The sequence below is a fragment of the Halococcus dombrowskii genome (assembly GCF_022870485.1).
In the GTDB taxonomy this organism is placed as follows: domain Archaea; phylum Halobacteriota; class Halobacteria; order Halobacteriales; family Halococcaceae; genus Halococcus; species Halococcus morrhuae.
The window spans coordinates 620,536-647,121 of the sequence record NZ_CP095005.1; the positions used below are offsets into that span (position 1 = coordinate 620,536).

The 26,586-nt window shown below is 65.2% G+C and carries 26 protein-coding genes; 13 read left to right on the forward strand and 13 right to left on the reverse strand.

Features of this window, described 5'->3' with window-relative positions:
- Positions 1 to 27: 27 nt before the first annotated feature.
- The 3 genes from MUK72_RS03370 to MUK72_RS03380 all read right to left on the reverse strand — a co-directional run bounded on the left by MUK72_RS03370 (position 28) and on the right by MUK72_RS03380 (position 2,947).
- Entirely contained in the window at positions 28 to 1,959 is a 1,932-nt protein-coding gene (locus MUK72_RS03370; RefSeq protein WP_244703949.1) for an AMP-dependent synthetase/ligase, read from the reverse strand.
- Positions 1,960 to 2,042: 83 nt separating this feature from the next.
- A complete protein-coding gene (locus tag MUK72_RS03375) occupies positions 2,043 to 2,462 on the reverse strand; it encodes a universal stress protein (protein WP_244703951.1) in 420 nt (139 codons plus the stop codon).
- Positions 2,463 to 2,707: 245 nt separating this feature from the next.
- Positions 2,708 to 2,947: a hypothetical protein gene (locus MUK72_RS03380; protein ID WP_244703953.1), complete on the reverse strand. Its 240-nt coding sequence runs from the start codon at positions 2,945 to 2,947 to the stop codon at positions 2,708 to 2,710.
- A 254-nt stretch (positions 2,948 to 3,201) separates the two neighbouring features.
- Between MUK72_RS03380 and MUK72_RS03385 the strand changes: the two genes are divergently transcribed.
- Positions 3,202 to 4,527 carry an aminotransferase family protein gene (locus tag MUK72_RS03385; protein ID WP_244703955.1) on the forward strand — a complete coding sequence of 442 codons (1,326 nt, stop codon included), beginning with the start codon at positions 3,202 to 3,204 and terminating at the stop codon, positions 4,525 to 4,527.
- Between the two features lie 2 nt (positions 4,528 to 4,529).
- Here MUK72_RS03385 and MUK72_RS03390 read toward each other — a convergent pair whose 3' ends face one another.
- Entirely contained in the window at positions 4,530 to 5,024 is a 495-nt protein-coding gene (locus MUK72_RS03390) for an Lrp/AsnC family transcriptional regulator (protein ID WP_004051297.1), read from the reverse strand.
- 116 nt (positions 5,025 to 5,140) lie between these two features.
- Positions 5,141 to 6,148 (reverse strand): ornithine cyclodeaminase family protein, encoded by a 1,008-nt coding sequence (locus MUK72_RS03395; RefSeq protein WP_244703957.1) that lies wholly within the window; start codon positions 6,146 to 6,148, stop codon positions 5,141 to 5,143.
- Between the two features lie 349 nt (positions 6,149 to 6,497).
- On the opposite strand from MUK72_RS03395, the gene MUK72_RS03400 reads away from it, so the two are divergent.
- Positions 6,498 to 7,910 carry an APC family permease gene (locus MUK72_RS03400; RefSeq protein ID WP_244703959.1) on the forward strand — a complete coding sequence of 471 codons (1,413 nt, stop codon included), beginning with the start codon at positions 6,498 to 6,500 and terminating at the stop codon, positions 7,908 to 7,910.
- A 504-nt stretch (positions 7,911 to 8,414) separates the two neighbouring features.
- Here MUK72_RS03400 and MUK72_RS03405 read toward each other — a convergent pair.
- The 3 genes from MUK72_RS03405 to MUK72_RS03415 form a co-directional block, all read right to left on the reverse strand.
- The gene (locus MUK72_RS03405; RefSeq protein ID WP_244703961.1) at positions 8,415 to 9,479 is read right to left on the reverse strand and encodes a phosphate acyltransferase; all 1,065 of its coding nucleotides are present in this window, start codon (positions 9,477 to 9,479) and stop codon (positions 8,415 to 8,417) included.
- A 41-nt stretch (positions 9,480 to 9,520) separates the two neighbouring features.
- A complete protein-coding gene (xsc, locus tag MUK72_RS03410; protein WP_244703963.1) occupies positions 9,521 to 11,308 on the reverse strand; it encodes a sulfoacetaldehyde acetyltransferase in 1,788 nt (595 codons plus the stop codon).
- A gap of 378 nt (positions 11,309 to 11,686) precedes the next feature.
- The gene (locus MUK72_RS03415; protein ID WP_244703965.1) at positions 11,687 to 12,589 is read right to left on the reverse strand and encodes an MBL fold metallo-hydrolase; all 903 of its coding nucleotides are present in this window, start codon (positions 12,587 to 12,589) and stop codon (positions 11,687 to 11,689) included.
- A gap of 80 nt (positions 12,590 to 12,669) precedes the next feature.
- Here MUK72_RS03415 and serS point away from each other — a divergent pair, with 80 nt between their 5' ends.
- Positions 12,670 to 14,049, forward strand: a complete 1,380-nt coding sequence (serS, locus tag MUK72_RS03420) for a serine--tRNA ligase (protein WP_244703967.1) — start codon at positions 12,670 to 12,672, stop codon at positions 14,047 to 14,049.
- On the opposite strand, the gene MUK72_RS03425 is transcribed toward serS, so the two are convergent.
- Both MUK72_RS03425 and MUK72_RS03430 read right to left on the reverse strand, forming a co-directional pair.
- Positions 14,050 to 14,373: a nuclear transport factor 2 family protein gene (locus tag MUK72_RS03425; protein WP_244703970.1), complete on the reverse strand. Its 324-nt coding sequence runs from the start codon at positions 14,371 to 14,373 to the stop codon at positions 14,050 to 14,052.
- A gap of 67 nt (positions 14,374 to 14,440) precedes the next feature.
- On the reverse strand, positions 14,441 to 14,683 hold the full coding sequence (locus MUK72_RS03430) for a ferredoxin (protein ID WP_244703972.1): 243 nt from the start codon (positions 14,681 to 14,683) through the stop codon (positions 14,441 to 14,443).
- A gap of 81 nt (positions 14,684 to 14,764) precedes the next feature.
- Here MUK72_RS03430 and MUK72_RS03435 point away from each other — a divergent pair, with 81 nt between their 5' ends.
- Both MUK72_RS03435 and cgi121 read left to right on the forward strand, forming a co-directional pair.
- Positions 14,765 to 16,996, forward strand: a complete 2,232-nt coding sequence (locus MUK72_RS03435; protein WP_244703974.1) for an ATP-dependent DNA helicase — start codon at positions 14,765 to 14,767, stop codon at positions 16,994 to 16,996.
- Positions 16,996 to 17,493, forward strand: a complete 498-nt coding sequence (gene cgi121 / locus MUK72_RS03440) for a KEOPS complex subunit Cgi121 (RefSeq protein WP_244703976.1) — start codon at positions 16,996 to 16,998, stop codon at positions 17,491 to 17,493. Before MUK72_RS03435 ends, cgi121 begins: the two co-directional genes overlap by 1 nt.
- Before the next feature lie 81 nt (positions 17,494 to 17,574).
- Here the strand turns inward: cgi121 and MUK72_RS03445 are convergent, their stop codons facing one another.
- Positions 17,575 to 17,907, reverse strand: a complete 333-nt coding sequence (locus tag MUK72_RS03445) for a DMT family transporter (RefSeq protein WP_004054401.1) — start codon at positions 17,905 to 17,907, stop codon at positions 17,575 to 17,577.
- Positions 17,908 to 18,081: 174 nt separating this feature from the next.
- Between MUK72_RS03445 and MUK72_RS03450 the strand changes: the two genes are divergently transcribed.
- A complete protein-coding gene (locus tag MUK72_RS03450; RefSeq protein ID WP_244703978.1) occupies positions 18,082 to 18,927 on the forward strand; it encodes an alpha/beta fold hydrolase in 846 nt (281 codons plus the stop codon).
- On the opposite strand, the gene MUK72_RS03455 is transcribed toward MUK72_RS03450, so the two are convergent.
- On the reverse strand, positions 18,924 to 19,499 hold the full coding sequence (locus MUK72_RS03455) for a MaoC family dehydratase (protein ID WP_244703980.1): 576 nt from the start codon (positions 19,497 to 19,499) through the stop codon (positions 18,924 to 18,926). The genes MUK72_RS03450 and MUK72_RS03455 overlap by 4 nt on opposite strands.
- Before the next feature lie 221 nt (positions 19,500 to 19,720).
- Between MUK72_RS03455 and MUK72_RS03460 the strand changes: the two genes are divergently transcribed.
- The 6 genes from MUK72_RS03460 (at position 19,721) to MUK72_RS03485 (ending at position 24,720) form a co-directional block, all read left to right on the forward strand.
- Entirely contained in the window at positions 19,721 to 20,029 is a 309-nt protein-coding gene (locus MUK72_RS03460) for an AbrB/MazE/SpoVT family DNA-binding domain-containing protein (RefSeq protein ID WP_004054394.1), read from the forward strand.
- On the forward strand, positions 20,026 to 20,694 hold the full coding sequence (locus MUK72_RS03465) for a hypothetical protein (protein WP_244703982.1): 669 nt from the start codon (positions 20,026 to 20,028) through the stop codon (positions 20,692 to 20,694). Before MUK72_RS03460 ends, MUK72_RS03465 begins: the two co-directional genes overlap by 4 nt.
- 40 nt (positions 20,695 to 20,734) lie before the next feature.
- Positions 20,735 to 21,277: a poly(R)-hydroxyalkanoic acid synthase subunit PhaE gene (locus MUK72_RS03470; RefSeq protein ID WP_244703984.1), complete on the forward strand. Its 543-nt coding sequence runs from the start codon at positions 20,735 to 20,737 to the stop codon at positions 21,275 to 21,277.
- Positions 21,278 to 22,675 (forward strand): class III poly(R)-hydroxyalkanoic acid synthase subunit PhaC, encoded by a 1,398-nt coding sequence (gene phaC, locus MUK72_RS03475; protein ID WP_244703986.1) that lies wholly within the window; start codon positions 21,278 to 21,280, stop codon positions 22,673 to 22,675.
- A 103-nt stretch (positions 22,676 to 22,778) separates the two neighbouring features.
- The gene (locus MUK72_RS03480; RefSeq protein ID WP_244703988.1) at positions 22,779 to 23,939 is read left to right on the forward strand and encodes a glutamate-cysteine ligase family protein; all 1,161 of its coding nucleotides are present in this window, start codon (positions 22,779 to 22,781) and stop codon (positions 23,937 to 23,939) included.
- A gap of 100 nt (positions 23,940 to 24,039) precedes the next feature.
- Positions 24,040 to 24,720: a type 1 glutamine amidotransferase gene (locus tag MUK72_RS03485; RefSeq protein WP_244703990.1), complete on the forward strand. Its 681-nt coding sequence runs from the start codon at positions 24,040 to 24,042 to the stop codon at positions 24,718 to 24,720.
- Between the two features lie 3 nt (positions 24,721 to 24,723).
- On the opposite strand, the gene MUK72_RS03490 is transcribed toward MUK72_RS03485, so the two are convergent.
- Entirely contained in the window at positions 24,724 to 25,335 is a 612-nt protein-coding gene (locus tag MUK72_RS03490) for an SCP2 sterol-binding domain-containing protein (protein ID WP_244703993.1), read from the reverse strand.
- Between the two features lie 85 nt (positions 25,336 to 25,420).
- On the opposite strand from MUK72_RS03490, the gene MUK72_RS03495 reads away from it, so the two are divergent.
- Positions 25,421 to 26,584, forward strand: coding sequence for an acyl-CoA dehydrogenase family protein (locus tag MUK72_RS03495; RefSeq protein WP_244703995.1), 1,164 nt, complete (start codon positions 25,421 to 25,423; stop codon positions 26,582 to 26,584).
- Positions 26,585 to 26,586: the final 2 nt, after the last annotated feature.

The following is a 26,586-nucleotide window of genomic DNA, read 5'->3' on the forward strand; positions in this document are numbered from 1 at the left end:
CGCGGAGCGGTGCGTGGCGGTGCGGTCTCAGTCGACATACAGCGCGTCGATTTCCTCGTCGTAGCGTTCCTCGATGTTCCGTCGTTTCTTCTTCATCGTCGGCGTCAGGAGATCGTTGTCCTCGGTGAACTCCTCGGGCACGAGCGCGAACCGTTTGATGCGCTCGTGGGACTCGAAGTTCTCGTTGACCGCTTCGACCACCTCGCCGATGCGTGCCTGGACGTGTTCGTTCTGACAGAGCGTGCTCGAATCGTCGGGCAGGTCGATGCCCTCCTCCCCGGCCCACTTGCGAACGCGCTCCTCGTTGGGGACGACGAGCCCGCTCACGAACTTCTCGCCGTCGCCGAGCACCATGCACTGCTCGACGAGCTGGCGCTGGGCGAAGGCGTCCTCGATCGGGCCGGGCGCGACGTTTTTCCCCGTCGAGAGCACCAGCAGCTGCTTCGAGCGCTCGCGGAAGGCGATGTAGCCATCGGGGCGGCGTTCGACGACGTCACCGGTCCGGAACCACTCCCCGTCGAAACTGTCCTCGGTCGCCTCGGGGTTCTCCCAGTACCCATCAGTCACGTTCGGTCCGCGAACGAGCAGTTCGCCGACCTCGCCGTCGGCGTCGAGATCGTCGGGCACCACGCTCGCATCCACTTTGATCTCCTCGTCGACGACGGGCGGGCCGATGGTGCCGATCTCGGGTGCTTCGGGCGGGTTGACCGCCACGACGGGTGCGGTCTCGGTGAGACCATAGCCCTCCAGGATCGGCAGCCCCATTCCGTCGAACAGCCGGCCGAGTTCGGGCGAGAGGCTGCCACCGCCGCTGATGAAGAACTCGATGTTGCCGCCGACGCCCTCGCGGACCTGTTCGAAGACCAGCCGATCAGCGAGCGCGCGTTTCGCGCGCAGCGAGAGCCCGGGCGATTCCCGTTGCTGGTACTCCCGACCGACATCGACGGCCCACTCGAAGATCCGCTCGCGCAGCGGGGATTCGCCGGCCTGGTCGCGGATCGAGTCGTACAGCTTCTCGTACACCCGGGGAACGCTCGTCCCCGTCGAGGGAGTGACGAGCGGGAAGTCCTCCTGGAGCGTGTCGGGGCTCTCGGCGTAGGCGACGGTCGCGCCCGCGGCGAACATCAGGAAGTGGCCCGCCAGCCGCTCGAAGACGTGCGCGAGCGGGAGAAAGGAGAGCGTCGAGGCACTGGGGTCGATCGTCGGGAGATCACCCTTGTCCTCGCGCGGCCCGAACCGGCGGTAGACCTGATCGACGTTCGCCTTGAAGTTCCGGTGGGTGAGCCTGACGCCCTTGGGTTGGCCGGTCGTTCCGGAGGTGTAGACGAGGCTGGCGAGATCGTCGGGATCGCGCGCATCGAGCCAGCCCTCGTAGTTACTCTGGTCGAACGAGCCGACGCCGCGTTCGTGGACCTGTGCGAGCGTGAGCACGTCTTCACGGTCGCCGTACCCCTCGATACTGTCCATCGAGACGATGAAATCGAGATCGAGCTCGTCCTCGACGGCGAGCACGCGTTCGAGCAGCTCCTGATTTTCGACGACCACTCCCGTGGCCCCGGGATCGTCGAGGAGATATTCGACTTGGTCGGGCGAGGAGCTCGTGTAGACGGTCGTCACGACCCCACCGGCGGCGAGCACGGCGAAGTCGGTCTGTGCCCACTCCATGCGCGTGTTCGCGAACAGTCCCACCCTGTCGCCGGCCTCGATGCCGAGGCTGCGAAACCCCGCCGCGAGCCGCTTGACGATCCGGTGCATCTGCCGGTAGGTCAGGGTCGCGAACTCGCCGTCGGCCGCTTGCGCCACGATCGGACCGGCCAGCGAGCGGTCGTAGACGCCGCCCTTGTACTGTTGGGCGACGTGTTCGTCGTGGCGGGTAGCGCTCCGCTCGAACATCTGCGACAGCGTTCGCTCGCCGAGCACCTCGCTTTCGAACTCCGCCTCGGCTTCCTGCCAGTCCATACCCTCCCACCGGCTGGCTCGGTAATAAACATCGGCCATCGGATTTGGAAATCAAACTACACGATTCGGCCGTGGCTCCCAGGTTACATGACACTTAGAACGGGTTGGTCGGCGTTCAGCAGCACCGACTGTGTCACGCTGCCGAAGACCGCCTTGCCGGTCGGCGAGCGTTTCCGCTTTCCCACGACGACGTAGCGGGCGTCGTGCTCGTCGGCGTACGCGATGATCCGTTCGCTGGCCTTGCCGACGAGCCCGACGGGCGTCGCGCCGCTGCCGACCGTCGCCGCCGCGGCGATCTCCCGTGCGGCCTCCTCGCCGTCGTCGGGGTCGTCGTCGAGTTCCATCGTACTGTTCTCGGTGGCGTTCTGTTCGATCTTCCGTGCCTCCATCGGGCTGAGCACGTGGACGACGTGGGTTTCCTCGTCGAAAGCGTCCGCGAGTGCGTCCGCCTCGGCGACGACCTGTTCGCTCCGATCGGATTCACCCACTGCGGCGACGATCATTGTCACGCCCGTTGTTTGCCGGGATGGTTATAGATTTCGCCGCTCGTGGAACGTGACGACAGAATCTCGATCGAATGCTATTCGACGACCCAACCGCTCACCGATCGTGTTCTCGCTGGGAGGAAGGAACAGCGGGGAAGAGGAAGGGAGCTACGATGGGGATGAGGAGTGAGGGGACGAGGGCGGCGGATCGCTGGAGGGAGGGGGGGGGGGAGTGGAGGGTCGATTTTACCCTGGCCGTCCTCTCATAGTCGCGGCACACCCGGTTCGACCATTTCGATGTCCCACGTGTACTCGGTGGTGTGGCCCAGCTGCGAGCGATCGAGCATCATGCTTCCGTCCGTGCCGTCCCGCTGCCGTTCGCCCCCCGGATCACCCTTGTCGGGCGGCATGACTGGCACGAGCGGCTCGATTGCTTCGCTGTCGCGGTCGTAGTTCGTTGCGTCGGTCGTCTCCGTGCTCGGCTGTTGTGGTCGCTGTTTCATGTCCACATCCACTATATACGACGGAAGTTAATGAAAGTTACTGATTATACAGGATAACTGGAAGTAGAATACAACTTCAGGCGTGAATCTGACAGATTTTCTTCTCCAAGAAAGTTCCTGGTCTCACCAGTCCTTGTCCTGGAATCTATTCTATAGACTATCTTTGTCTATTTCTTCTACTCACTTTCGAATTGCTGCTTAATGCTACAAATTAACCAGTATCTATAAATGGTTCGCGGTCGAACGTGTGGGGTATGGCGCAACGCGAACAGATCAGGACGGGCGAACGCGGCGTGCTCGCTCACTTCGGGCACATGGACGAGGAACCGATGACGATCACCGAGGGTGACGGTGCGTACGTGCGCACCGACGACGACGAAGAGTACCTGGACTTCACCTCCCAGCTGTACTGTGTGAACGCGGGTCACAGCAACGACGCCATCACCGACGCGATGGCCGAGCAGCTCGATCGGATTCAATACGTCTCCTCGGCGAAGGACAACGACGCGCGCAGCCAGCTCGCCGACACGCTAACCGAGGTCGCCCCACAGCCGCTCACGGACGTGTTCTTCTCGATCTCGGGCAGCGAATCGAACGAGGCGGCGATCCAGATCGCCCGCGAGTTCCAGGACGCCTCGACGGTACTGACCCGCTGGCGCTCCTACCACGGCGGCACGTACGCGACCGCGGGCATCACCGGCGATCCCGCGATCCGGCTGCCGGTCGAATCGCACGCCGCGACCACGGGCAACGTGAAGTTCCTCCCACCGTTCGGGGGTGCCGATGCCGCCTTCGACGCCGACTCGCCCGAGGAGCTCACCGAGCGATCGCTCGCCCACCTCGAATACGTCATCCGCAACCAGGGACCGGATTCGATCGCCGCGCTCGTCACCGAGATCGTCGGCGGATCGAGCGGGGCGTTCACCGCACCGCCGGGCTACTTCGAGGGCGTGCGCGAGCTCTGTGACGAGTACGACATCCTGCTGATCGCCGACGAGGTCATCACCGGTTTCGGCCGCTGTGGCGAGTGGTTCGGCAGCCAGACCGAGGGGATCGAGCCCGACATGATCACGTTCGCCAAGGGCGTGACGAGTGCCTACGCGCCGCTCGCGGGCGTGCTGATGCGCTCGGAACTCGGCACGGCGCTCCGCGAGGACGCGATGGACATCGGCCAGACGTTCGCCGGCAACCCGGTCGCCTGTGCTGCCGGCAATGCCGCTCTGGAGGAGTATGACGACCATCTGATCGACAACGTCCGGGAACTCTCGCCCGCACTCGAAGAGCGGGTCAGGAGTCTCGCCGATCACGACGTCGTCTGTGACGTCCGTGGACGCGGCTTCCACTGGGCGGTCGAGTTCGCCGACCCCGAAACGGGCGAACTGGTGTTCGATCCGCGCGTCGAGGACGGCTACAACCCCGTCGCGGACGTCCTCACCCGCACGCGCGAGAAAGGCGTGCTCGTCGGCGGCGGTCGACCGCTGATCCAGATCATGCTCTCGCCACCGTTCTGTGTCGACGAGGACGACATCGAGACGGGCGTCGCGGCGCTCGAAGAGTCGATCGAGGAGGTGTTCGAGTAGCGCTACTCGTCTTCGGCGTCGGCGATCGCTTCGAGCGTATCGAACTCGAAGTTCTTGAGCAGTCGCGGCTCGTTTTTGATGGTGGAGATGGTGAACATCGATCGGGTACGGATCACCTCGTCGATCCCCTCGAACTGGCTGATGAGGTCCTCGACCATCCCCTGGTTGCCGAGGCGGGCGATGACGACGAAGTCGGTCTCGCCCATCGTGAAGTAGACCTGATCAGCGCCTTCGATGGCCGAGAGTTTCTCACCGACGCGCTCGTGGTAGCCCTCGTCGTACTCGGCGATGACTTCGGCGATGATGGTGACGCCGAGCCCGACCTTCTCGTAGTCGATGTCGTAGAGGTCGTTCTTGATGACGCCCTCCTCGCGGAGGTTGTTCAGTCGGTAGTAGATCGTCGACTTCGGGATGCCCGTCTCCTCGTGGAGCCGGTCGGGGCTGCCGGTGCCGAGGTTCGCAATCGCCGAGAGGATCTTGATGTCACGTTCGTCCATAGTTGAATGTGGTTGGAAGATACTCGACACGCGCACTTAATCCTCCCCATTACGTGTAGAACGACGACTGAAGAAACGGCCGGAAACCGGGCGACGGGCGACTGCCGGTGCGGTCGTTACGTGCCCACGAGATCGAACGTGTAGCCGGCACCCTGCTCCTCGGCGCTCTCGTAGATCAGACCCGCGGCCGCGATGTCCTGGATCGCCAGTCCCGTCGAATCGAAGACGGTGAGTTCGTCGGTCGGTGCGTCGCGCGTTCCGCTGACGACCTCGCTCAGGTCGGCGTGGACGTCTTTTCTGGCGAGACGGCCCTCGGCGACGGCGACGTTGATCTCGCCGCTGTGAGAGCACTGCTCCCAGTCGTCGACGACGACGGCGGCGTCCTCGATGATCCGTGGGTCGAGCTCCTGCTTGCCCTCCGCGTCGGCCCCCATCGCGTTGATGTGTGTCCCCTCGTCGAGCCACTCGCGCTTCAGGATCGGCTCCGTCGAGGGTGTAGTGGTCGAGATCACGTCACAGCTTGCGACCTCCTCCGGACTACCGCTGACGACCTCGTCGGCGCGATCGGCTTCCTTCTCACAGAGGTCGGTGACCGCCGTCTCGTCCAGATCGGTGACGACGACGCGATCGAGATCGATGATGCTCGAGATCGCTTCCAGCTGTGCGCGTGCCTGTTCGCCCGCGCCGACCAGACCCATCGTGCGCGCGTCCGGCGGGGCGAGATGGCGGCTGGCGACGCCGCCGACCGCGCCGGTGCGGTAGCGTGTGAGTTTCGTTCCGTCCATGATCGCCAGCGGGTAGGCCGTCTCCGGATCGGAGTAGATGACGACGCCCATCACCGTCGGCAGATCGTGTTTCACGGGGTTGTCCGGATGGACGTTCACCCACTTGAGACCGGCCGCGCCGTCGACGTACGCCGGCATCGCCCGGAAGTCGCCGTTCTCCTCGGGGAGGTCGACGTAGGTCTTCGGCGGCATCACCGCGTCGCCGTCCTCGTAGGCGACGAAGGCGTCCTCGATCGCGTCGATGACGCCCGCCATCTCGACGCAGTCGTCGAGCTCGTCGCGGTCGATCATCAGCGTTCCCCGCTCGGTCACGTCCTCCTCGGATGCGAGTGTGCTCATGCGCATATCGACAACTATGCGCGAGTATCTTAAACTTTTCTACCGTACTAGCGCCGATATACCGAACAGAATATTATATATGGGGCGTGTATCACTCAATGCTGTCGATTGCGACTCGATGATTGGAACGGCCGTCCACCGCGCCGATCCGGAACGGTCCGGACGACGTTGCTCGTCGGCCGACGTGCTTGCAGGCCGGTCGTTCATGAGGGTTCGGTAACAAAACCCGACGACGGCGTCCCGATCGGCGGTTGAATTCTGACGATACAGCAAGAATACTGTCTATAGCTACAAGAAACTCCAACAAATATACATAACATTAAAGTATTCGCGAATGTATTGCGGTAGCATGACTGATGATACCACGGATGGGTCGCTGGAACGGGTGCTCTCACGATGGCAGCTGTTCGCCATCGGCTTCGGCGCGATCGTCGGCTGGGGCTGGATCATTCAGATGGGCTATTGGATCGACGAAGCGGGGCCGTACGGGGCGATGGCCGCCTTCGCCATCGGCGGGGTGCTCGTGCTCCTCGTCGCGCTCATCTACGGCGAACTCGTCTCGGCGATGCCGTTCGCGGGCGGCGAGCACGTCTACACCCACCGCGCGTTCGGGCCGGCGGTCTCCTTCGTCTGTAGCTGGTCGCTGTTGCTCGGCTACATGGGCGTCGTCGGCTTCCAGTCGATCGCTCTCGGCATCGGGTTCTCCTATCTGATCCCCGGATTCGATATGCTGGCACTCTGGACGTTCGCGGGCCAGACCGTCTACGGCTCGTGGGTCGCGGTCGGATTCCTCGGCATTCTCGCGATCACGTTTCTGAACTACCGCGGCGTCGAGATCACCGCGCAGGTACAGCTCGTTCTCGCGACGGTCATCGCCATCTCGGGCATCGCGCTCGTGACGGGTTCGCTCACGGTCGGACCGTCGGTCTCGAACGCGGCTTTCGGCGGTGCGCCGGCGCTCGGGATCACGACCGTCGCCATCCAGGTGCCGATGCTGTTCGTCGGCTTCGACGTCGTGCCACAGGCCGCCGAGGAGGCCGACATGTCCTCGCGCTCGCTCGCGCTGGTGGTGCTCGCCGTCGTCGCCACGGTCGGCCTGTTCTACATCGTCAGCATCTGGGCGGCCGGCGGGGCCGTCGCCGCGGGCGCGCTCGGCAACAGCCTCGTGCCGGCCGCGACGGCAATGAGCGCGATCTTCGGCAGCACCATGGCGGGCAAGCTGATGACGATCGTCGGCATCGGCGCGCTGCTCACCAGCTGGAGCGCGTTCGTCATCGGCGCGAGCCGCATTGTCTTCGCGATGGCCGATTCGGGGCTCCTGCCGGAGTCGCTCGCCACGGTCCACCCCGAGTACAACACGCCCTCGCGCGCGATCGTCCTCATCGGCGCACTTTCGATGGCCGCCCCGTGGTTCGGCGGCAACTTCGTCAGTTCGATCATCAATGCCGGCTCGCTCGGGATCGTGCTCGCCTGGTTCACCGTCGCGGTGTCGTTCGTCGCGCTGCGCTACAACGAACCCGAGATGGAGCGGCCGTTCAAGCTTCCCGGTGGCTACACCTTCGGCATCGCCGCGATGGTCGTGACGCTGTTTTTCATCGGGCTCTACATGCCCGGCGCGCCCTCGGCGCTGCTCTGGCCGCGTGAGTGGGCGATCGTCGTCGCCTGGATCGTCCTCGGCGCGGTGCTGTTCGCGCTCTCACGGCGATCGACGACCGAGACCACGATGGAGGAGACCCGACAGCCGGTGTCGGAACAGCAGTAGCGCACGCTCCTTCTCGACCCCGTTGTCACCACAGCCATCCGACCCTCACGGCCGGCGGCCGTCAGCACCCACTTTCGATCGATGACGGTTTTCTTGGAGAGTGTTTCAAAGATGCACCCACTCGTCGGAAACACGGTGTGGCCGCTTCGCTCGCCGTAGCCGCGCCGCGCTGGCCCGATAGATAGAGAGATCGAGGGGGGGGGGGAGAAGAATCGAAGCGATGTCGGCGATCACAGAGTGAGAACCATAGCATCCCCACTCACTCGACGAACGCCATCATCGGTGTGTTTCGGGACCGATGGTATCCGAGAAACTAGCGAGCGCAGCGTGACGCGGTTTGTCCGGATCGATGTCGTCAGCGGCCGAGATCATTCCACGGATGCTACGAACACCTGCTATCGCCATGAGCAGCGATCCGTCCGTCGATGCGGTCGAACGGATTCCCGTGAAGGGGAGGCCATCAGCAAAAACGGTCGCTTGATGATCGATACGGCGATCCGCCGATCACTCAGGGCGCGGCGGCTCCTGTTCGCGTCGAGCCAACTGCCCGCGTTCGAGGATCGTCCCGTCGGAGAACCCCTCGCTCGCCGCGGCGCGGGCGGCCGTGATCGTGACGATATCGTAGACGTCGTCGGCGCTCGCGCCGCGCGAGAGATCGCTCAGCGGCCGTGCGTAGCCCTGGAGAACCGGGCCGAGCGCCGTCGCGCCCGCGAGCCGTTCGGTGAGTTTGTAGGCGATGTTGCCCGCGTTCAGATCCGGGAAGACGAGCACGTTCGCGTCGCCGTTGACGACGCCCGCATCCCCGTTTTTCCGCTCGGCGATGCTCGGCACGAGCGCCGCATCGCTCTGGAGCTCGCCGTCGATGCAGAGTCCGTCCATCCGCTCGCGGGCCAGTTCGGTCGCCCGACGGATCTCGTCGACGGTCTCGTGGCTCGCGCTCCCCTTCGTCGAAAACGAAAGCATGGCGACCCGCGGCTCCCAGCCGAGGAGCTCCTCGGCTGTCGTTGCGGTCGCGAGCGCGATGTCCGCCAGCTGTTCGTCGTCCGGGTCGATGTTCACCCCACAGTCGGCGTAGAGCAGCGCACCGTTCTCGCCGATGGTCGGATCGTCGAACGCCATCAGGAAGTAGCTCGACGCCGTGTCGACCAGCGGATCGAGGCCGACGATCCCGTTGGCCGTCGCGACCACCTCGGCGGTCGGATGGGTCGCGCCGGCGACCAATCCTTCGGCCTCGCCGGTGCGCGCGAGCCACGCCCCGAGCACCAACTCGTCGTCGAGCACGCGCTTCGCGGTCGGGACGGGCACGTCGCGCAGCGCGGCGTACGCGGCGGCGTCCTCCTCGATCCGTTCGTCGGACCGATCGAGAACGGTGAGCGCGCCCCGTGACAGGTCGTGCTCGGCACATAGTGCCCGTGATCCCTCGTCGGTACCCAACAGCACCGGCTCGGCGATGCCGTCGCGTGCAGCTCTGACGGCCGCTTCGCGCACGCGGCTGTCGTGGGCTTCGGGGAGAACGATGCGCGGGCTCGCCGTCCGTGCTTGTTCGCGAAGTCGTGAAAGAAGGCTCATCGGTGGTTCGAATGCGGTGACGATCGGTGACCGCCGCCGGCTCAGCCCTCGTAGTTGGCGTCGCCGGGCTGGCGGTATTTCTCCAGGACGCGCTCGGGATCGTCGAGCGCGTCGCGGCGGAACGGTTCGAGTAACTCTGTCCCGTCGGTCATGATCTCGACGACGGCGGGCTCGCCCGACTGGAGCGCGTCGGTCATCGCCGACTGGACGTTGTCCGGGTCTTTGACCCGCGTGCCGCGTGCGCCCATGTCGCGGGCGATCTCGGCGAAGTCGGGGTTCTCCGGCAGATCGGTGCCGACGAAGCGGTCGTTGTAGAACCAGTACTGGTTCTGCTTTTCGGCACCCCACTCCATGTTGTTGAACACGACCGCGACGGCCGGAATGTCCTCGCGGACGGCGGTCATGATCTCGTTCATCGACTGCATGCCCCACGCGCCGTCGCCGACGAGCGCCACTGCGGGATCGTCGGGTCGGGCGACCTTCGCGCCGATGGCTGCGGGGTAGGCGAACCCGCAGTTGCCGTAGGTGCCGGCGGCGAGGAAGTTGCCAGGATTGTCGAACTCCAGGTAGGCGTTGGCCATCGAGCAGGTGTTGCCGATGTCCGTCGCCACCATCGTGTTCTCGGGCAGCGCCTGTGCGACGTCCCAGAGCGCGCGCCGCGGGTGGATCGGGGCCTGGTCCGACTGGGACATCTCTTCGAGTTCGTCCTTCCAGTCGGCGTAGGCCTGCTCGATCTCTTCGACGCGCCCCTCGTCCGCACCGGCGGACGCATCGAGATCGCCGGCGAGGCCGCGAACGGTTTCGGCGGCATCGCCGACCAAGCCCAACTCGACGCGCGTGGTGCGCCCGATCTGGGAGGCGTCGGCGTCGATCTGGATGACGTCGGCGTCCTCGGGGAACCAGTCCATCCCGTACTGGGGCAGGAGGCCGAAGCCGCTGAGGCGGCTGCCGACGGCGAGCACGCAGTCGGCCTCCGAGAGCGTCTCCATCGCGGCCTTCGAGCCGCCGTAGCCCAGCGCGCCCACGGCGAGGGGATGGCTGATCGGGAAGCTGTCGTTGTGGAGGTAGGAGTTCGCCACCGGGGCGTTCAACTCCTCGGCGAGATCGGCGACCTCGTCGATCGCGTCCGAGTAGATCGTGCCGAGGCCGGCGATGATCGCCGGGTTCTCGGCCTCCGAGAGCATGGTCGCGGCCTCGCTCACCTTCGAATCGTCGGCCGACCCGATGCGCTCCTGGCGATACTGGTTGGGCTGGAGTACGTCGGTCTCGATCTCGCCGTAGAGCTGGTCGCGGGCGAAGTCGATCTGAGTGGGCCCCATCTCGGTCAGCGATTCGCGGTAGGCAGTCCGCACGTATTCGGCGACGCGGCTGTTGTCTTCGAGACGGCCCTGCCAGTCGACGCACTCGTCGAAGATCGACATGGTGTCGGCCTCCTGGAACCCGTCGGTGCCGATCGAGCCCGTGGTGGCGGCCGGCGAGAGCATGATCACCGGCGAGTGGTTGAGCTGGGCGGCCTTGATGCCCGTGACCATGTTGGTGACGCCGGGACCGTTCTGGGCGACGCAGATGCCCGGTTCGCGGCCACAGAGCGCTTCGGCGTAGCCGTCGGCCATGTGGGCGGCGTTCTGTTCGTGGCGCACGGGCAGGTAGCGGATGCCCGCCTGCGGCATGATGTCGAGGAAATCCATGAACGCCGAGCCGACGATCCCGAACATTACGTCGGCGTCCTCGGCGACGAACTGTTCGAGCAGCGCCTCGCTCGGCGACATCGTCTCACCCTCGTGGAGCGGTGCGTCCTCGGTCGGTGGTGGTGCTTGCTGTCGTGACATTCCGTTCGACCCACTTGCATCCATATCACGGAATGACTTATAACTTCCGTCTCAAATCAATTCCTGGGAAGAAACTACAATAGGATAGGTGAAATTGAATAGAAGAACACACTTCCCGCAGAAAGTTGATTTTCCGCCATGACGGTTTCAGCCGATCGTTCATCGCCATCGACGGCTCTCGATCGACGATCGGAGCCGGCGCTCGTCGATGATCTAGGACTCGAAAACGAACGTGGAAAACGAGGCGAGAAGCGGAATCCATCAGAGTAGCTCGCTCGCACGCGGACCACGTTACGTCGGTTTCATGCCGACCGTCGTCGCTTTATTGGACCGTTCACGGCGCTTTTCGGGCGATGGGGCCCCGGTGCAGTCGCGACGCTACTGCTGATCGAGATACGCGAGCACGCCGCGGACGTTCAGCCGTTCCTCGGCGCTGGCCTTCCGCTCGGACCACGCCTCGGCCATTTCGCTGCGCTCGACGAACCGCTCGATGACTGCTTCGTCGTCACCCAACTCGGCGCGTGCGTTCTGGATGTCCGCGACCCACTCTTCCAGGATCCGTTCGTACTCGTCCAGCAGCGATTCGTCGTACTCCCGGGGACCGAAGTGGCCGAAACAGAGCACAGCAGGACTGATCTCGCGGATCGTTTCGATGTCGGCGAGACAGGCCTCCAGATCGAAGTTCGATGGCGGCGACGTCTGGCGGATCGTCTCGATGCTTGGTACCCAGATACCGGCCGCGTCGCCGGTGAACAGCGCGTCGTTTGCGCGGTCGTGGAACATCACCTGATGAGGCGCGTGGCCCGGCGCGTGATGGATGGCGAGCGTGTGGTTCCCACAGTCGATCTCGTCGCCGTCCGAGAGCCCCTCGATGCGACCTTCGGGCACGGGTTTCGGTTCGGCGTAATACTCCCACTGGCTCTCGACGGCTGCCTTGGTCCCCGCGACGAGGCGTTCGGGATCGGTCAGGTGAGGAACGCCGATCTCGTGGGTCAGCACGGTGGCGTTCGGGCAGGCTTCGGCGAGATAGCCCGTCCCGCCAGCGTGATCGAGATGCGCGTGGGTTGGGAGGATATACGACAACTCCTCGCGGGCGATGCCCACCTCGTCGAGCGCGTCGAGGATGTTTTCATACCTGGTGCCGATGCCGGTGTCGATCAGCGCGGGGCGGTCGGCATCGAGGATGTAGACCGCGCCGTACTCCGCGGTGTCGTACATCCCGGTGTCGACGTAGTGGAGCTCCGAACAGCCATCGACGGTGAACACGTCCCCGATTGCCATGTCTCTGGGAACGCCGAGCGCCGTGAAAAACCTCCCGTCGAACAATAGGATTTTGTCACACGGCATGCAATCGCCGGGAAATGCTCGACAGACAGTATCTCCGCGAGCACACCGACGAGGTGCGCGCGGCCCTCGACGCCCGCGGGGCCGACCTCGACCTCGATCGCGTGCTCGACATCGACGACCGGTGGCGCGAGGCGAAGAACCGGGGCGACGAGCTCCGACACGAACGCAACGAGGTCTCGAACCGTATCGGCGAACTCAAACAGGCCGGCGAGGACGACGAAGCCGAGGAGGCCATCGCGCGCTCGCAGGATCTCAAAGAGGACATCACCGAGGTCGAGGAACGTGCCGACGACCTCGAAACCCGACTGAACGAGGCGCTCCTCGAAATCCCGAACGTTCCCCAGGAAGGCGTGCCCGAGGGCGCGGACGAATCCGACAACGTCGAGGTCCGCCGCGAGGGGTTCGACGATCTGCGCGAACTGCCCGACGAGGTGACGCCCCACTACGATCTGGGCGAGGAGATGGAGATCCTGGATTTCGAGCGCGGCGCGAAGACGACGGGTGCGGGCTTCTATTTCCTCAAGGGCGACGGCGCGCGGCTCGAACACGCGCTCATCCAGTTCATGCTCGACCTGCACCGCGAGCAGGACTACGTCGATGTCTTCCCGCCCGTGCCGGTCAACAGCGAGTCGATGACCGGGACGAGCCAGCTCCCGAAGTTCGCCGACGACGCCTACCGCGTCGGTGGGAGCGAACACGAGGCCTACGAGGACGACGATCTCTGGCTCTGTCCCACCGCCGAGGTGCCGGTAACGAACATGTACCGCGACGAGATCCTCCTCGACGACGATCTTCCGATCAAACATCAGGCCTATACCCCCAATTTCCGGCGCGAGGCAGGCGAACACGGCACCGAGACCCGCGGCATCGTCCGAGTCCACCAGTTCAACAAGGTCGAACTCGTGAATTTCGTCCGGCCCGAGGAGAGCGACGAGCGCCTGGAGGGGCTGCTCGACGAGGCCGAGGAGACGCTCCGCCGGCTCGACCTCCCCTACCGCGTGCTCGACCTCTGTACCGGCGACCTCACTTTCGGCTCGGCGCGGACCTACGACCTGGAGGTCTGGGCTCCCGGCGACGACATGGAGGAGGGTCCCGAAGAGGGCGGCCGCTGGCTCGAAGTCTCCTCGGCCTCGAACTTCGAGGCGTTCCAGGCACGACGGGCCGGACTCAGATACCGCCCCGAGCGCCACGAATCGGCCGACTACCTTCACACCCTCAACGCCTCGGGCACCGCCATCGGACGTGTGATGGTCGCCATCCTCGAATACTATCAGAACCCGGATGGAACGGTCGAGATCCCCGAACCGCTCCGGCCGTACATGGGTGGCCAGGAGGTCATCGAGGGCCACGAGCCGGTCGGCGAGAGCGCGGTCGGCGCGGGCCGCAAGGAGTAATCAGTCGGTGTAGGTCTCGATGCGGGAGATTACCCCGTCGTCGATCGTGTGGACGTCGACGAACCCGAACAGACGCTCGCCGTCCTCGTCGAGCAGGCGGCCGCGGACGGCGATCTCGTCGCCGTCGTCGTAGAGTCTGTCGAGTTCGTGGCCCGTCTCGGTCCGCGGGCGCTCGTCGCGCATGAACGCGACGAACGTCTCCCGGCCCTCGAACGTGCGGTCGGGGCGCTCGTGGACGAATTCGGGCGCGAGGAGCCCTCCGAGCTCGTCGTAGCGCTTCTCGTCGATCGAACGGTAGTACGACCGGACGGTGCGGGCGCTCATGGGTTCGTTGCGGCGGCGACCGGAAAGAGCCTACCGACTCCCGTCGTCCGCACTCGTTGGCCGAACGCTACGGGACGATCTGCTCGCCGTCCTCGTGGATCGTGATGGCGTCGACGGGACAGACGCGGGCAGCGAATTTGGCGTCCAGCTCGGCGTCGTCGGGCACCTCGCGGACGAATTTCCCGGGCTCCTCTTCCTCACTATCGACAAGCACCGCCTTGCCGGCGTCCTCGTCGCGCTCGAACCCCTCCCACTCGGCGACGCACTGGAACATACCGATACAGGTCTCGCGATCGAATTCGACTCGCATACGCCCGCTTCTCCCGGCGCGACCATATGGCTGACGGCGTACTCCGACGGTTTAAACGGTGAGCGGCACACAGAATGGGTAATGCACGTCTCGGAGCTGTCGGCGGTCCCGGAGTGGCTGCCCGAGCATCTGGGTGGTGAAGGGATCGAGGAGCTCTACCCACCCCAGGCGGATGCGGTCGACGCGGGCGTTACCGAGGGCGAGAGTCTGGTCGCGAGCGTCCCCACGGCGTCGGGGAAGACACTGATCGCCGAACTCGCCATGACCGCGAGCGTCGCCCGCGGCGGCAAAGCCCTCTACATCGTCCCGCTGCGCGCGCTCGCCGGCGAGAAACGCGCCGAGTTCGAGACCTTCGAGCAGTACGGCCTCACCGTCGGCGTCTCCACCGGCAACTACGATTCGGACGGCGAGTGGCTCGCGACCTGTGATATCATCGTCGCGACCAGCGAGAAGGTCGACTCGCTCGTCCGCAACGACGCACCCTGGATCGATCAGTTGAGCTGTGTGGTCTCCGACGAGGTCCATCTCGTCGACGACGGCCATCGCGGTCCCACGCTGGAGGTCACGCTCGCGAAACTCCGCCAGCGAAATCCCGGTCTTCAAACGGTGGCGCTCTCGGCGACGATCGGCAACCCCGAGATCCTCGCCGACTGGCTCGACGCCGAACTCGTCGACTCGACGTGGCGACCGATCGATCTCAAGAAGGGCGTCCACTTCGGCCAGGCGATCCACTTGGAGGACGGCGAACAACACGAGCTCGGTGTGCGAGACGGCGAGAAGCCGACTGCGGCCATCGTGCGCGACACGCTCGACGACGAGGGATCGACGCTCGTGTTCGTCAACTCCCGGCGCAACGCCGAGGCCGAGGCCCGTCGACTCACGAGTACGGTCGAGGGAGAACTCACGGCCGACGAACGCGACCGTCTCGCCGACATCGCCGCCGAGATCCGCGACGTGAGCGATACCGAGACGAGTTCGGATCTGGCGAACGCAGTGGAGGAGGGTGCAGCCTTCCATCATGCCGGTCTCGCCTCGGACCATCGCGAGCTCGTCGAGGAGGCCTTTCGCGACCGCCTGCTGAAGGTGGTGTCGGCGACGCCGACGCTCGCTGCGGGTGTCAACACGCCGAGTCGTCGGGTCGTCGTCCGCGACTGGCGGCGCTATTCGGGCGAGGCTGGCGGGATGGAACCCCTCTCCGTTCTCGAAGTCCACCAGATGTGTGGCCGCGCAGGGCGACCCGGCCTCGACCCCTATGGCGAATCGCTGCTGCTCGCCAAGAGCCACGACGAACTCGACGAACTCTTTGATAGATATATCTGGACCGAACCCGAACCCGTCCGTTCGAAACTCGCCGCCGAGCCCGCCCTCCGGACCCACCTGCTCGCCACCGTCGCCTCCGGCTTTGCGGGGTCGCGCTCCGGGCTGCTCGAATTTCTCGATCGGACGCTCTATGCGACACAGACGGACGAAGGCGGTCGTCTCGAACGCGTCATGGACTCGATGCTCGACTACCTCGTCGCCAACGATTTCCTCGAACGCGACGGCGACGACCTGACGGCGACCTCGCTCGGCCACACCGTCTCGCGGCTCTATCTCGACCCGATGAGCGCCGCCGAGATCGTCGACGGTCTCGAGAGCACCGACGAGCGCCCGACCGCCCTCGGACTCTTCCACCTCGTGAGCCGCACGCCCGACATGTACGAGCTCTACTTGCGCTCGGGCGATCGCGAGGAGTACACGATGATCGCCCACGAGCACGAAACGGAGATGCTGGGTAGCGTCCCGAGCGAGTTCGAGGAGCGCTGGGACGACTGGCTCTCGGCGCTCAAGACCGCCAGCATGCTCGACGACTGGGCGAGCGAGCTCGACGAGAGTACGATCACCGATCGTTACGGCATCGGCCCGGGAGATCTGCGTGGGAAGGTCGACACCGCCGAGTGGCTGCTGTCGGCCGCCGAGCGCCTCGCGGGCGAACTCGGACTGGAGTGGGCCCCCGCCGTCAGGGAAGCCAGAACGCGCGTCGCCCACGGCATCCGCACGGAGCTCATCGATCTCGCGGGCGTGCGCGGCGTCGGTCGCAAACGCGCCCGTCGGCTGTTCGAGACCGGGATCGAGGGTCGCGCCGACCTCAGAAACGCCGAGAAATCGGTAGTGTTGGGTGCGCTCCGTGGACGGACGAAGACCGCCGAGAACGTCCTGGAGAACGTCGGTCGGAGCGATCCCTCGATGGACGGCGTCGAGCCGGCGGGGTCGGTCGCGGTCGTCGGCGACGAGTCGGACGAGAATGACCAGTCGAGCCTCGGTGAGTTCTGATGGAGCTCGTTGAGGGACGGGCGACGGTCGAGGACGTCGACGAGTTCGTCGCCCGACTCGGCGCGATCGGCGACGAACACGGCTGTACGGTGCAGGCGTTCGACGCGCGCTATATCGTTTCACGAACCCATCTCGAACGCGCACTCACCCTCGCCGATCGGGCACGCGAGCGCGGCGAGGCGATCGCCCGCGAGCGCGCGGTCGAGATCCTGCTCTACGCTGCCGGTCGCCGTCAGATCGAGCGGGCGCTCGAACTCGGCGTGAGCGAGGGCGACCAGCCGGTCGTCGTGCTCGTCGCGGCCGAGGAGGGTGGTGACGAGCGCGCCGCGAGGGACGAGATCGAACCACTGCTCGATGCCAAGGACACTCTCGGCGATTTCGACGCCGCGCGCGTCCGCGAGTTCTTCGACATCGGCGAGCGGGAACTCGCGGCGACGGAAGCATGTCTCGCGGATCTCGTCCGCGAGCGGGTCGCGCTGCTCGATGTCGAGAAATGATCGCTACGGATTTAGAAGAGTCGAACTTTCCCCCTTGCGATAACAGGGATACCTTGCTACTGAGACGCTGACGGAATCGAATTAGTGGACGGACACATCGGAGACGACGTTGAGCAGATAGACGCCGCCGATGATGAGCGCCATACCGATCACTCCAGCCAGATCGATCCGTTGGCCGAGAAACAGCGTTCCGATGATCGTGATGAGAACGATCGCGACCGCCGACCAGGTCGCGTACACCGGTCCGATCGGCAACTGATCCAGGATCAGACTGAGGAGGTAGAACGACGTCAGATAGCCGGCGATCAGCACGCCGGTCGGGAGGAGGTTCGAGAACCCATCGGCGTATTGCAGAGCAGTCGTTCCGATGACCTCGGAAACGATCGCCGCGGCGAGTAGTACGTAGGGGTTCATCAGTGTATCTGAAGCCACCGTGTGTATAGTTCGATCGAAAAGCAGTGAGATCAATCGGTGCGATAGTCTCCAAAATGATCCCGTTCCCCGCGGCGTGAGCCAAACAGCGTATCATGTGGGAGAGTATCGTGATGGGTGCGAACGCTCATACCCTCGCTCGCCCGAGGCGTGGGTATGAACGAGGGGCTGGTCGGCGTGGAGTCGAAGCGAATCGGGATCGACGTCGGCGACGAATCAGTCGGGATCCGATATCTCGCGGCCGGCGAAGGGGAGTATGTGATCTTGCTCCACGGCATCGGTCTCGACGCCGCGAGTGTCTCGTGGAAGCACACGCTCCCGGCGCTCGCCGAGGACCACCGCGTGATCGCGCCCGATTTCCCGGGCCATGGCGAGAGCGACGAGGCCAGCGAGTATACGATGGAGTCCTATCGCGCCGTGCTCGCCGGACTGTTCGACGCGCTCGATATCGAGCAAGCCAGCCTCGTCGGGGTCTCGATGGGCGGGGCTGTCGCGCTCGGGCACGCGCTCGATCACGAGGACCAGATCGAGCGGCTCGTCCTCGCCGATAGCTACGGGCTGGGCCGCGACGCGGTGTGGCGACCCGGCGGGGCGGCGCTGCTCAACACGCCGGGGATCGACGGCTGGCTGGGCGCTGGACTGGCCACTCCGGGACTGATCGCGAGCAGTCTCGCCGGGCTGACGGTCTCTCCCTCCGCGGAGTTCGTCGCCGACGTCGAGCGGGCGGTCGGGCCGTCGGCAGCCAGCGCGCTCGCGGCGTGGCAGCGCGACGAGTTCCGTGCCTGTGGCCTGCGAACGTGCTATCTCGATCGACTCGACGAACTCGACGTGCCGACACTGCTGATCCACGGTCGCGAGGACCCGATCTTCCCGATCGCGTGGGCCGAGCGGGCTGCCGAACGCATCCCGGACAGCGAGTTCGTCCCGTTCGAGCGGTGTGGCCACTGGCCGCCGCGGGAGCATCCCGAGAAGTTCGACCGCGTCGTCGGCGACTTCCTCTAAGGTTCGTCGAGCATGACGACCGCCTCGCCGTCGATGGCCGTCTCGTCGCCGTTCATGACCGTCGTGCGGAGTCGGTAGCGGTTCTCGCCGAGGTCCTCGACGATCTCGCACTCGGCGGTCACGCGATCTCCGATCGCGACCGGGTTGTGGAACTCCTCGTCCTGCGAGAGGTAGATGACGAGCCCGGGGAGGCGTGCGAGCGCGGCGCTGATGAGGCCCGAAACGAGCGTGCCGTGGGCGATGCGTTCGCCGAACATCGTGCTTTCGGCGTACTCCTCGTCGAGGTGGAGCGGGTTCGTATCGCCGCTGGCCGCAGCGAACGCGCGCACGTCGTCGTCGGTGAGCCGTTTCGAGAACGCGACTCTGTCGCCGACCGCGAGCGCGTCGCGACGCTCCTCGGTGAGTTCGACGGTCCATTCCGGCCGCTCTTCGCCGGCATCGACCTCCCTGTCGGTGTCGACGCCGAGGGCGGCGAGCGTGGCGCGGTTGGCTGCGAGAACGCTGTCGAGGAAGTACGTGGAGTTGCGAACCCACGCGTCGGTCAGCGTGGAGGGGCTCGATTCTGAACTCATGGGACTGTCCGAGCTACGGGATCGACGTACATAAGCGATTCCGACTCCCATGCAGGTGCTTTTTGTACGCTTCGAGCGTCGATTCGGTGGATTTCGCCCGAATCGCTCGCAAAAACGTCTTTTCGTCCGACAGCTCTCGGACCACTCTCTGCCACTCGATGGTTTTCAATGGCATTCAGCGCAACGCTTATCCATTCAGGGGCTCTACAGGAAATCGAGCGATGACCGACGAAGACGACGCGACGTGGCCGCCGGCGTTGTGGGCACAGCAGTTCCAAGAGGCAAGCGAGCAGGCCGTCGAGCAGCAGACGGAGTTCGCCAAGCAGTTGATGAACGCCGGCGGATCGGGGCCGAGTAGTCTGTCGGAGATCGCCGCCACGAGCATGGGGACGGCGACGTTCAAGACGCGCGTCCAGAGCGGCGGGCGCATCTCGATCCCCGACGCCGAGCGCGAGGCGCTCGATATCGAGGAGGGGGATATCGTCCAGACGGTCGTCGTCCCCGTCAAGCGAAACAGGGAGGACTCATGAACCAGTACACCACACCGATCGAAGCGACGTTCGCGATGCAGCGCACAGTTCTGGAGCAGAGCCAGCGCGCCGTCGAGCAGGGATTCAGTCTCCAGCGAAACGCCGGCGAGATGCTGCTCTCGGGCATCGAGAGCCAGGAGACGTTCCAGCGGCAGGGCGTCGAAGCCGCCGAAACCGCCGTCGAGAGCTACTTCGAGGCGATGGAGACCGCGACGCCCGCCGGCACGAACGTCCGGGCGTTCCGCGAGAACGCCGACGAGGGGTTCGACCGGCTGAAGGAGCTCCACGCCGAGAGCTTCGACCAGCTCGAAGCGTCCGTCGAGGAAGCCCTCGACGGTCACGACGAACTCTCCGAGGAATCCGTCACGGCGATGGACGAGGGGATGGACGAACTGTTCGCGGCGCACGAACAGCTCCAGGAGGGAACGGTCGAGATGGTCGAGCAGACCGCGACGCGCAACGAGGAGTTCGCCGAGCGCTTCGGGAGCCAGCTCGACGAGCAGGCCGAGCGCATGGCCGACATCCAGGAGCAGTTCGAGGCACAGTCAGAACGTCAGCTGGAGCAGGCCACGGAGTTTCAGGAGCAGCTCCAGTCGCAGGTCGAGCGGTTCCAGGAACAGCTCGAAGCGCAGGCCGAGCAGTTCGAGACGCAGGTCTCGGCCTGAGCGGACATAGATTTTTCAGACAACCACACCAATGAGCAGTATGAGCGACACCGATCCCGAGGAGGTCCAGGAGCGCTGGACGACGATGATGAACGACATGAACGACGCGGTCGCCGAGTCGTTCGAACAGAACATGGAGGCCCAGTCCGCGTTCATGGAATCGTGGATGGGCGCGTTCGAGGATTCCACACCCGATCCCGACACCGTCGAGGACGGCATGGCGGGCTACGGCCGTGCCTACGAGGTCTGGATCGAGGCTGCCGAGCGGATGAACTCGCGCATCGCCGACGCCGCCGAGGGCGAGGACGTCGACGTAAGCGAGTTCCGCGATATCTGGCTCCAGAGCGCCAACGAGGCGTTCTCGGAGGTGATGGGCACGACGGCCTTCGCCGCCGGCACCGGCGAACTGGTCGGCGACATGCTGGAGCTCCAGCAGGAAGTCGACGAGATGAGCCAGGACACCCTCGAGAGCCTCGGCTTCGCCACCCGCGACGACGTCGACGAGGTGGCCGAGCGGCTGATCGAACTCGAACGCCGCCAGCACGAGGTCTCGCAGAAACTCGACCGGCTCCTGGAGGAGTAGATGAGCGAGCGCCCTTCGGCCTTCGACCCGTTCTCGCTGAGCCTCGATGCCCAGCGCCAGAGCTTCGAAGCTGCCGCCGACGCGATCGAGAAGACCGAGATCGCCCCCGAACAGCTCGCTCAGATGGCCTCCGTCGAGGTCGGCCAGACCGACAGCGAGGTCGTCTACACGGAGAACAAGCTCGAACTGCTGCACTACGAGCCGCGGACGGACGAGCAACACGACGTTCCGATCCTGGTCATCTACGCGCTGATCAACAAACCGTTCATCCTCGACCTCCAGCCCGATCGATCGGTGATCCGACGGCTGCTGGAGGCGGGCTTCGACGTCTACATGATCGACTGGAACGAGCCCTCGCGGCTCGACCAGCATCTCACGCTCGAAGATTACGTGACGCGGTATATCGACAACTGTGTCGACGAAGTGCGCGAGCAGTCGGACCAGGACGCGATCAACGTCCTCGGCTACTGCATGGGTGGGACGATGTCGGCGATGTACGCCGCGCTCAACCCCGAGAAAGTCCGAAATCTCGGCCTGATGGCCGCGGGGCTGTGCTTCGACGACACGGGCGGCGTGCTCGAACTCTGGGGTGACGACCAGTATTTCTCGCCCGACGAGCTCAAAGACGCCTACGGCAACGCGCCGGCGGAGATGCTCGACGTCGGCTTCGCGCTGATGGATCCAGTGTCGAACTACGTCTCGAAGTACGTCCGCCTCTACGACAACCTCGAAAACGACGACTTCATCGAGAACTTCGGGCGGATGGAGCGCTGGCTCTCGGAGGGGATCGACGTCGCCGGCGACACGTTCGCCCAGTTCGTCACGGATATCTACCAGGAGAACAAGCTCTACAACAACGAGCTCTACCTGGGTGACACCCACGTGGATATCGAGAACATCGACATGCCCGTTCTCCAGATCACGGGCGAGTACGACCACTTGATCCCCTCGGAGACGAGCATCCCGTTCAACGAGGTCATCGGCAGCGATGACACCGAGGTCATCGAATATTCGACGGGTCACATCGGCCTCTCGGTCTCGGGCAGCTCCCACGAAAACGTCTGGCCCGAGGTCTGCGAGTGGTACGAGGAGCGCTCGCAGCTCGACGATGCCGAAGCGATCGAGATCGACGACGCGAGCGACGCGGCCGACGAGGCGGTCGACACGCAGGAGCCGACCAGCATCCACGACGACACCGACGAAACGACCGACGATCAGGGGGACGTGGACGACGTCGAGAGCGTCTCTGGTATCGGATCGACCTACGCCGATCGCCTGCGTGACGCAGGGATCGAGACGACCGGCGATCTCGCGGCCGCCGACGTCGAAACGGTGGCCGACGCCGCCGAGATCCCCGAGAGCCGTGCCGAGGAGTGGCTCTCGCAGGTCTCGGAGTAGCTCCCACAACATAAGAATTTTTACATAAAATAGACAACTATAAATCCATCCGTATCCTCCGAGGCGGTACAGTCCTGCCGTGCGGGGGTGGGGGTGAGTTATCATGAAAGTCGGCATCGAATGCGAATACTGGGTAGTCGACGAATCGGGCGCGCTCCGCGACGGTCGCGAACTGGTCACGGCACACGAGTGCGTCGAACCCGAGTTCGTCGCCGCGATGATCGAGGTCAAGACGCCGCCGGTCGCGAGCGAGCGCGAACTCCGCGAGACGCTGCAGTCGACGCTCCGGACGGTGCTCGCCGCGGCCGACGCGGCGGGGCTGCGCCTCGTCCCGCTCGGGACGCCGCTCGCCAGGGGTTCCTCGCCGATCGTGAGCGATCGCGGGCGGCTTCTCGAACGGATCTACGGCGACGGACTGACGCCCGCGACGCAGTGTGCCGGCACGCATATCCACTTCGACATCGGCAACGTCGCGCGCCAGGTAAACCTCCTCACGGCGCTCGATCCCGCGCTCGCGCTCGTGAGTTCGTCGCCGTACTACGTCGGCGAGGGAGGTCTGTCGGCCTCGCGCCCGCACGCCTACCGGACGCTGTGTGGGCCGGAGTTCGTCCGATTTCGCGATCTCTGGGAGTACACGAGCGACGCCGGCGCGTGGAACGAGCGCCTCGATACCGCCTATGAGTCGTTCCGTGCGATCGCGCTCGATCGGGGCGTCACGGCCCGGGAGTTCGCGACACACTTCCGGTCCGACGACGTCATCGCGTCGCCGATCCGAGTGCGACGGGACTTCCCGACCGTCGAGTGGCGGACGCCCGACACGGCGCTACCCTCGCAGATCGCTACGCTGACCGGCGACGTCGCGCGGCTCGTGGCCCAGACCGGAACGAAGGCGGTCGAGATCGGCGAGCCAGAGGTTGGACCACACCGCATCCGCGTGCCACCGTTCACGGAACTCGCGCGGCTCACCGCGGCGGCGATGGGGGAGGGACTCGACTCGCAGGCGGTGTGGTCGTATCTCGAACGGCTGTCGATCGACCCGCGGAACTATCGCCCGATCGCGGCGGAGATCGGCAGTCGCGCGCGCATCTCGAAGCCGGACGCGAGGCGACTCCGGCTCGAATACGCCGACCGACTCGAAGCGGACGTGCGGACGCTCTTGGATGGGGTGAGCGCACGCCAGCGCCCCTTCTCGGACGTGGCGGGCGGTGCGCCGGGAGCCGTCGCGACCGGTCCCGATTACGGCGAGTCCTGGAAGCAGCCGTAGCGGTCGCGGCCTCGATAACGGATTTCGCTCCCGACCCGTAGCGACGCCGATGACAGTATCACAACGTACAATAGCCGAGAGCCCCAACCGCTCTCATAGAATGCAGCGGCCCCGGATCGCACTTCTCAACGCCTCACAGGAGCCCTCCACGGTTCGCAACTTCCGCCGCGAACTCGACGCCGACCTCGTCGAGTTCGCCGTCCGCGAGGAGCTCCCGGAAACGTTCGCCTTCGACGCCGCGGTCGTCACCGGCTCGCGCGCGTCGGTCTACTGGGACGAGCCGTGGATCGACGCGCTGGTCGAGTGGGTCGACGAGGCCACCGACCGCGACATGCCCCTTCTCGGCGTCTGTTTCGGCCACCAGGTGCTCGCCGAGGCGCTCGGGGGCACCGTCGAAGACATGGGCGAGTACGAGATCGGCTATCGCGAGGTCGAGGGCGACGGGCTGCTGTTCGACGACACGGTGACGGCCTTCACGACCCACTCCGATGCCGTGACCGAGCTTCCGCCCGGTGCAGAGCGAACCGCCGAGAACGACTACGGCATTCACGGCTTCCGCGCCGGGAACGCCTTCGGCGTGCAGTTCCACCCCGAGTACGACATGGAGACGGCACAGACCGTCACGCTGGGCAAGGAGCTCCCCGACGAGCGCATCGAGCGCGTTCTCGACGGCATCACCGAGGAGAACTACGCGGCGGCCTGCGAGGCGAAGTCGCTGTTCGCGAACTTCACCGATTACGTTCGCGAGATCGCCGACCGACCCGAGAGTCGCGTCGTGTAACGGTTACTGGTCGGCCCGCTCGAACAGGTGGGTGGTCTCGACCTCTGCCGCGATCTCGCCGAGCAGCGCCGTCGCGTCGGAGTACTGGAGGATCGTCCCCATGTCGCCTTCGACCTCGAGATCGCCGCTCATCGCCGCCGGGATCGGCTCGCGGTCGCCGTCGACGAGCGCCGACCAGGTTTCGTGCGTGCCGCGAAGCCTGAACCCGACGTCGCGCTCGGTAGGGTCCTCGACGACCGCGACCTCCTCGCAGCCGCCGTCCTTCAGCCCGATGAACGCGTAAACGGTACCGTCGACGATGTACTCGTCGAGCTGTCGCAGGAGATCGCGACTCTTCTCCGGCAGCTCGGCTCTGACCTCCTCGTCGATGAGCTCGTTCGCTGCATCGAGCGGGATGTCGGCGAGCTGGTCGCGCAAGCGGTCCGGGAGGCCGGCCATCGCCTCGTCGGGGAGATCGCCGAGCGTCGTCTCCGCGACGGGGACGTCGGTGATGACGAAGTAGATATCGCCGTCGAAATCGACGCCCCAGCCGGCACCCGCCTCGTCGAGCGCCTCGCTGTCGTCGAGCCGATCCTTGTACGCCGCCAGCCACTGCTCGGTCGGATAGAGCGCCATTCGTTTCGTCGGAGCACGGAGGCGGGCAAAACGGTTGCGCGTCGGATACGGGGGAATTTATCAGGGTCTGCCGTGTAGATCTTCCATGCTCGACTACGTGGGGTTGGAAGCCGATCTCGACCAGGAAGAGCGGATGATCCGCGATACGGCCCGGGAGTTCGTCGACGAGAACGTCGCTCCCGACATCGGGACGCACTTCGAGAACGGCACCTTTCCCGAGGAGCTCGTCACCGAGATGGGTGAGCTGGGGTTTTACGCGCCGAATCTCGACGGCTACGGTCTCCCTGGGGTCTCCGAGACGGCCTACGGTCTCCTGATGCAGGAGCTCGAAGCGGGCGACTCCGGCATCCGATCGATGGCGAGCGTTCAGGGCGCGCTGGTGATGTACCCCATCCACGCCTTCGGCTCCGAAGAACAGAAGGAACGGTGGTTGCCCGATCTCGCGAGCGGCGAGACGGTCGGCTGTTTCGGGCTGACCGAACCCGAACACGGCTCGAACCCCGCGGGGATGGAAACCCGCGCCGAAAAGGACGGTGGCGAGTACGTCCTCTCGGGGTCGAAGACCTGGATCACGAACTCGCCGATCGCCGACGTCGCCGTCGTCTGGGCGCGCGACACCTCCGCAGAGGAGTCGCCCGTGCGAGGCTTTCTGGTCGAGACGGACAAGGACGGCGTGAGCACGAATAAAATCGACGAGAAGCTCTCGATGCGCGCCTCCGTCACCGGCGAGATCGGGCTGTCGAACGTCCGCGTGCCCGAATCGGCGGTGCTGCCGGGTGTCGAGGGGATGAAAGGGCCGCTCTCGTGTCTCACACAGGCCAGATACGGCATCACCTGGGGCGCGATCGGTGCGGCGCGCGACTGTTTCGAGACGGCCCGCGACTACGCGACCGATCGCGAGCAGTTCGACAAGCCCATCGCGAGCTTCCAGCTCCAGCAGGGAAAACTCGCCGAGATGGCGACCGAGATCACGACCGCACAGCTGCTCTCCCATCGGCTGGCCGATCTCAAGGAGCGCGGCGACCTCAGGCCCCAGCAGGTCTCGATGGCGAAGTACAACAACGTCAGCATGGCGCGCGATCAGGCCCGCGTGGCCCGCGAGATGCTCGGTGGCAACGGGATCACGACCGACTACTCGCCGATGCGCCATCTCGCCAACATGGAGACCGTCTACACCTACGAGGGCACCCACGACATCCACTCGCTGATCCTCGGCCAGGATCTCACCGGATTCTCGGCATTCAACTAAAT

Excerpts from the sequence above, each read along its gene's own strand:
- xsc (WP_244703963.1), bottom strand. The coding sequence starts at position 11,308 with ATGTCACGACAGCAAGCACCACCACCGACCGAGGACGCACCGCTCCAC.
- MUK72_RS03495 (WP_244703995.1), top strand. The coding sequence starts at position 25,421 with ATGCTCGACTACGTGGGGTTGGAAGCCGATCTCGACCAGGAAGAGCGG.
- MUK72_RS03425 (WP_244703970.1), bottom strand. The coding sequence starts at position 14,373 with ATGAGCGCCCGCACCGTCCGGTCGTACTACCGTTCGATCGACGAGAAG.
- MUK72_RS03400 (WP_244703959.1), top strand. The coding sequence starts at position 6,498 with ATGACTGATGATACCACGGATGGGTCGCTGGAACGGGTGCTCTCACGA.
- MUK72_RS03395 (WP_244703957.1), bottom strand. The coding sequence starts at position 6,148 with ATGAGCACACTCGCATCCGAGGAGGACGTGACCGAGCGGGGAACGCTG.
- MUK72_RS03370 (WP_244703949.1), bottom strand. The coding sequence starts at position 1,959 with ATGGACTGGCAGGAAGCCGAGGCGGAGTTCGAAAGCGAGGTGCTCGGC.
- phaC (WP_244703986.1), top strand. The coding sequence starts at position 21,278 with ATGAGCGAGCGCCCTTCGGCCTTCGACCCGTTCTCGCTGAGCCTCGAT.
- MUK72_RS03385 (WP_244703955.1), top strand. The coding sequence starts at position 3,202 with ATGGCGCAACGCGAACAGATCAGGACGGGCGAACGCGGCGTGCTCGCT.
- MUK72_RS03470 (WP_244703984.1), top strand. The coding sequence starts at position 20,735 with ATGAGCGACACCGATCCCGAGGAGGTCCAGGAGCGCTGGACGACGATG.
- MUK72_RS03450 (WP_244703978.1), top strand. The coding sequence starts at position 18,082 with ATGAACGAGGGGCTGGTCGGCGTGGAGTCGAAGCGAATCGGGATCGAC.
- MUK72_RS03460 (WP_004054394.1), top strand. The coding sequence starts at position 19,721 with ATGACCGACGAAGACGACGCGACGTGGCCGCCGGCGTTGTGGGCACAG.
- MUK72_RS03490 (WP_244703993.1), bottom strand. The coding sequence starts at position 25,335 with ATGGCGCTCTATCCGACCGAGCAGTGGCTGGCGGCGTACAAGGATCGG.
- MUK72_RS03375 (WP_244703951.1), bottom strand. The coding sequence starts at position 2,462 with ATGATCGTCGCCGCAGTGGGTGAATCCGATCGGAGCGAACAGGTCGTC.
- MUK72_RS03480 (WP_244703988.1), top strand. The coding sequence starts at position 22,779 with ATGAAAGTCGGCATCGAATGCGAATACTGGGTAGTCGACGAATCGGGC.
- MUK72_RS03455 (WP_244703980.1), bottom strand. The coding sequence starts at position 19,499 with ATGAGTTCAGAATCGAGCCCCTCCACGCTGACCGACGCGTGGGTTCGC.
- MUK72_RS03390 (WP_004051297.1), bottom strand. The coding sequence starts at position 5,024 with ATGGACGAACGTGACATCAAGATCCTCTCGGCGATTGCGAACCTCGGC.
- MUK72_RS03380 (WP_244703953.1), bottom strand. The coding sequence starts at position 2,947 with ATGAAACAGCGACCACAACAGCCGAGCACGGAGACGACCGACGCAACG.
- MUK72_RS03415 (WP_244703965.1), bottom strand. The coding sequence starts at position 12,589 with ATGGCAATCGGGGACGTGTTCACCGTCGATGGCTGTTCGGAGCTCCAC.
- MUK72_RS03430 (WP_244703972.1), bottom strand. The coding sequence starts at position 14,683 with ATGCGAGTCGAATTCGATCGCGAGACCTGTATCGGTATGTTCCAGTGC.
- MUK72_RS03405 (WP_244703961.1), bottom strand. The coding sequence starts at position 9,479 with ATGAGCCTTCTTTCACGACTTCGCGAACAAGCACGGACGGCGAGCCCG.
- MUK72_RS03445 (WP_004054401.1), bottom strand. The coding sequence starts at position 17,907 with ATGAACCCCTACGTACTACTCGCCGCGGCGATCGTTTCCGAGGTCATC.
- MUK72_RS03485 (WP_244703990.1), top strand. The coding sequence starts at position 24,040 with ATGCAGCGGCCCCGGATCGCACTTCTCAACGCCTCACAGGAGCCCTCC.
- cgi121 (WP_244703976.1), top strand. The coding sequence starts at position 16,996 with ATGGAGCTCGTTGAGGGACGGGCGACGGTCGAGGACGTCGACGAGTTC.
- MUK72_RS03465 (WP_244703982.1), top strand. The coding sequence starts at position 20,026 with ATGAACCAGTACACCACACCGATCGAAGCGACGTTCGCGATGCAGCGC.
- serS (WP_244703967.1), top strand. The coding sequence starts at position 12,670 with ATGCTCGACAGACAGTATCTCCGCGAGCACACCGACGAGGTGCGCGCG.
- MUK72_RS03435 (WP_244703974.1), top strand. The coding sequence starts at position 14,765 with ATGCACGTCTCGGAGCTGTCGGCGGTCCCGGAGTGGCTGCCCGAGCAT.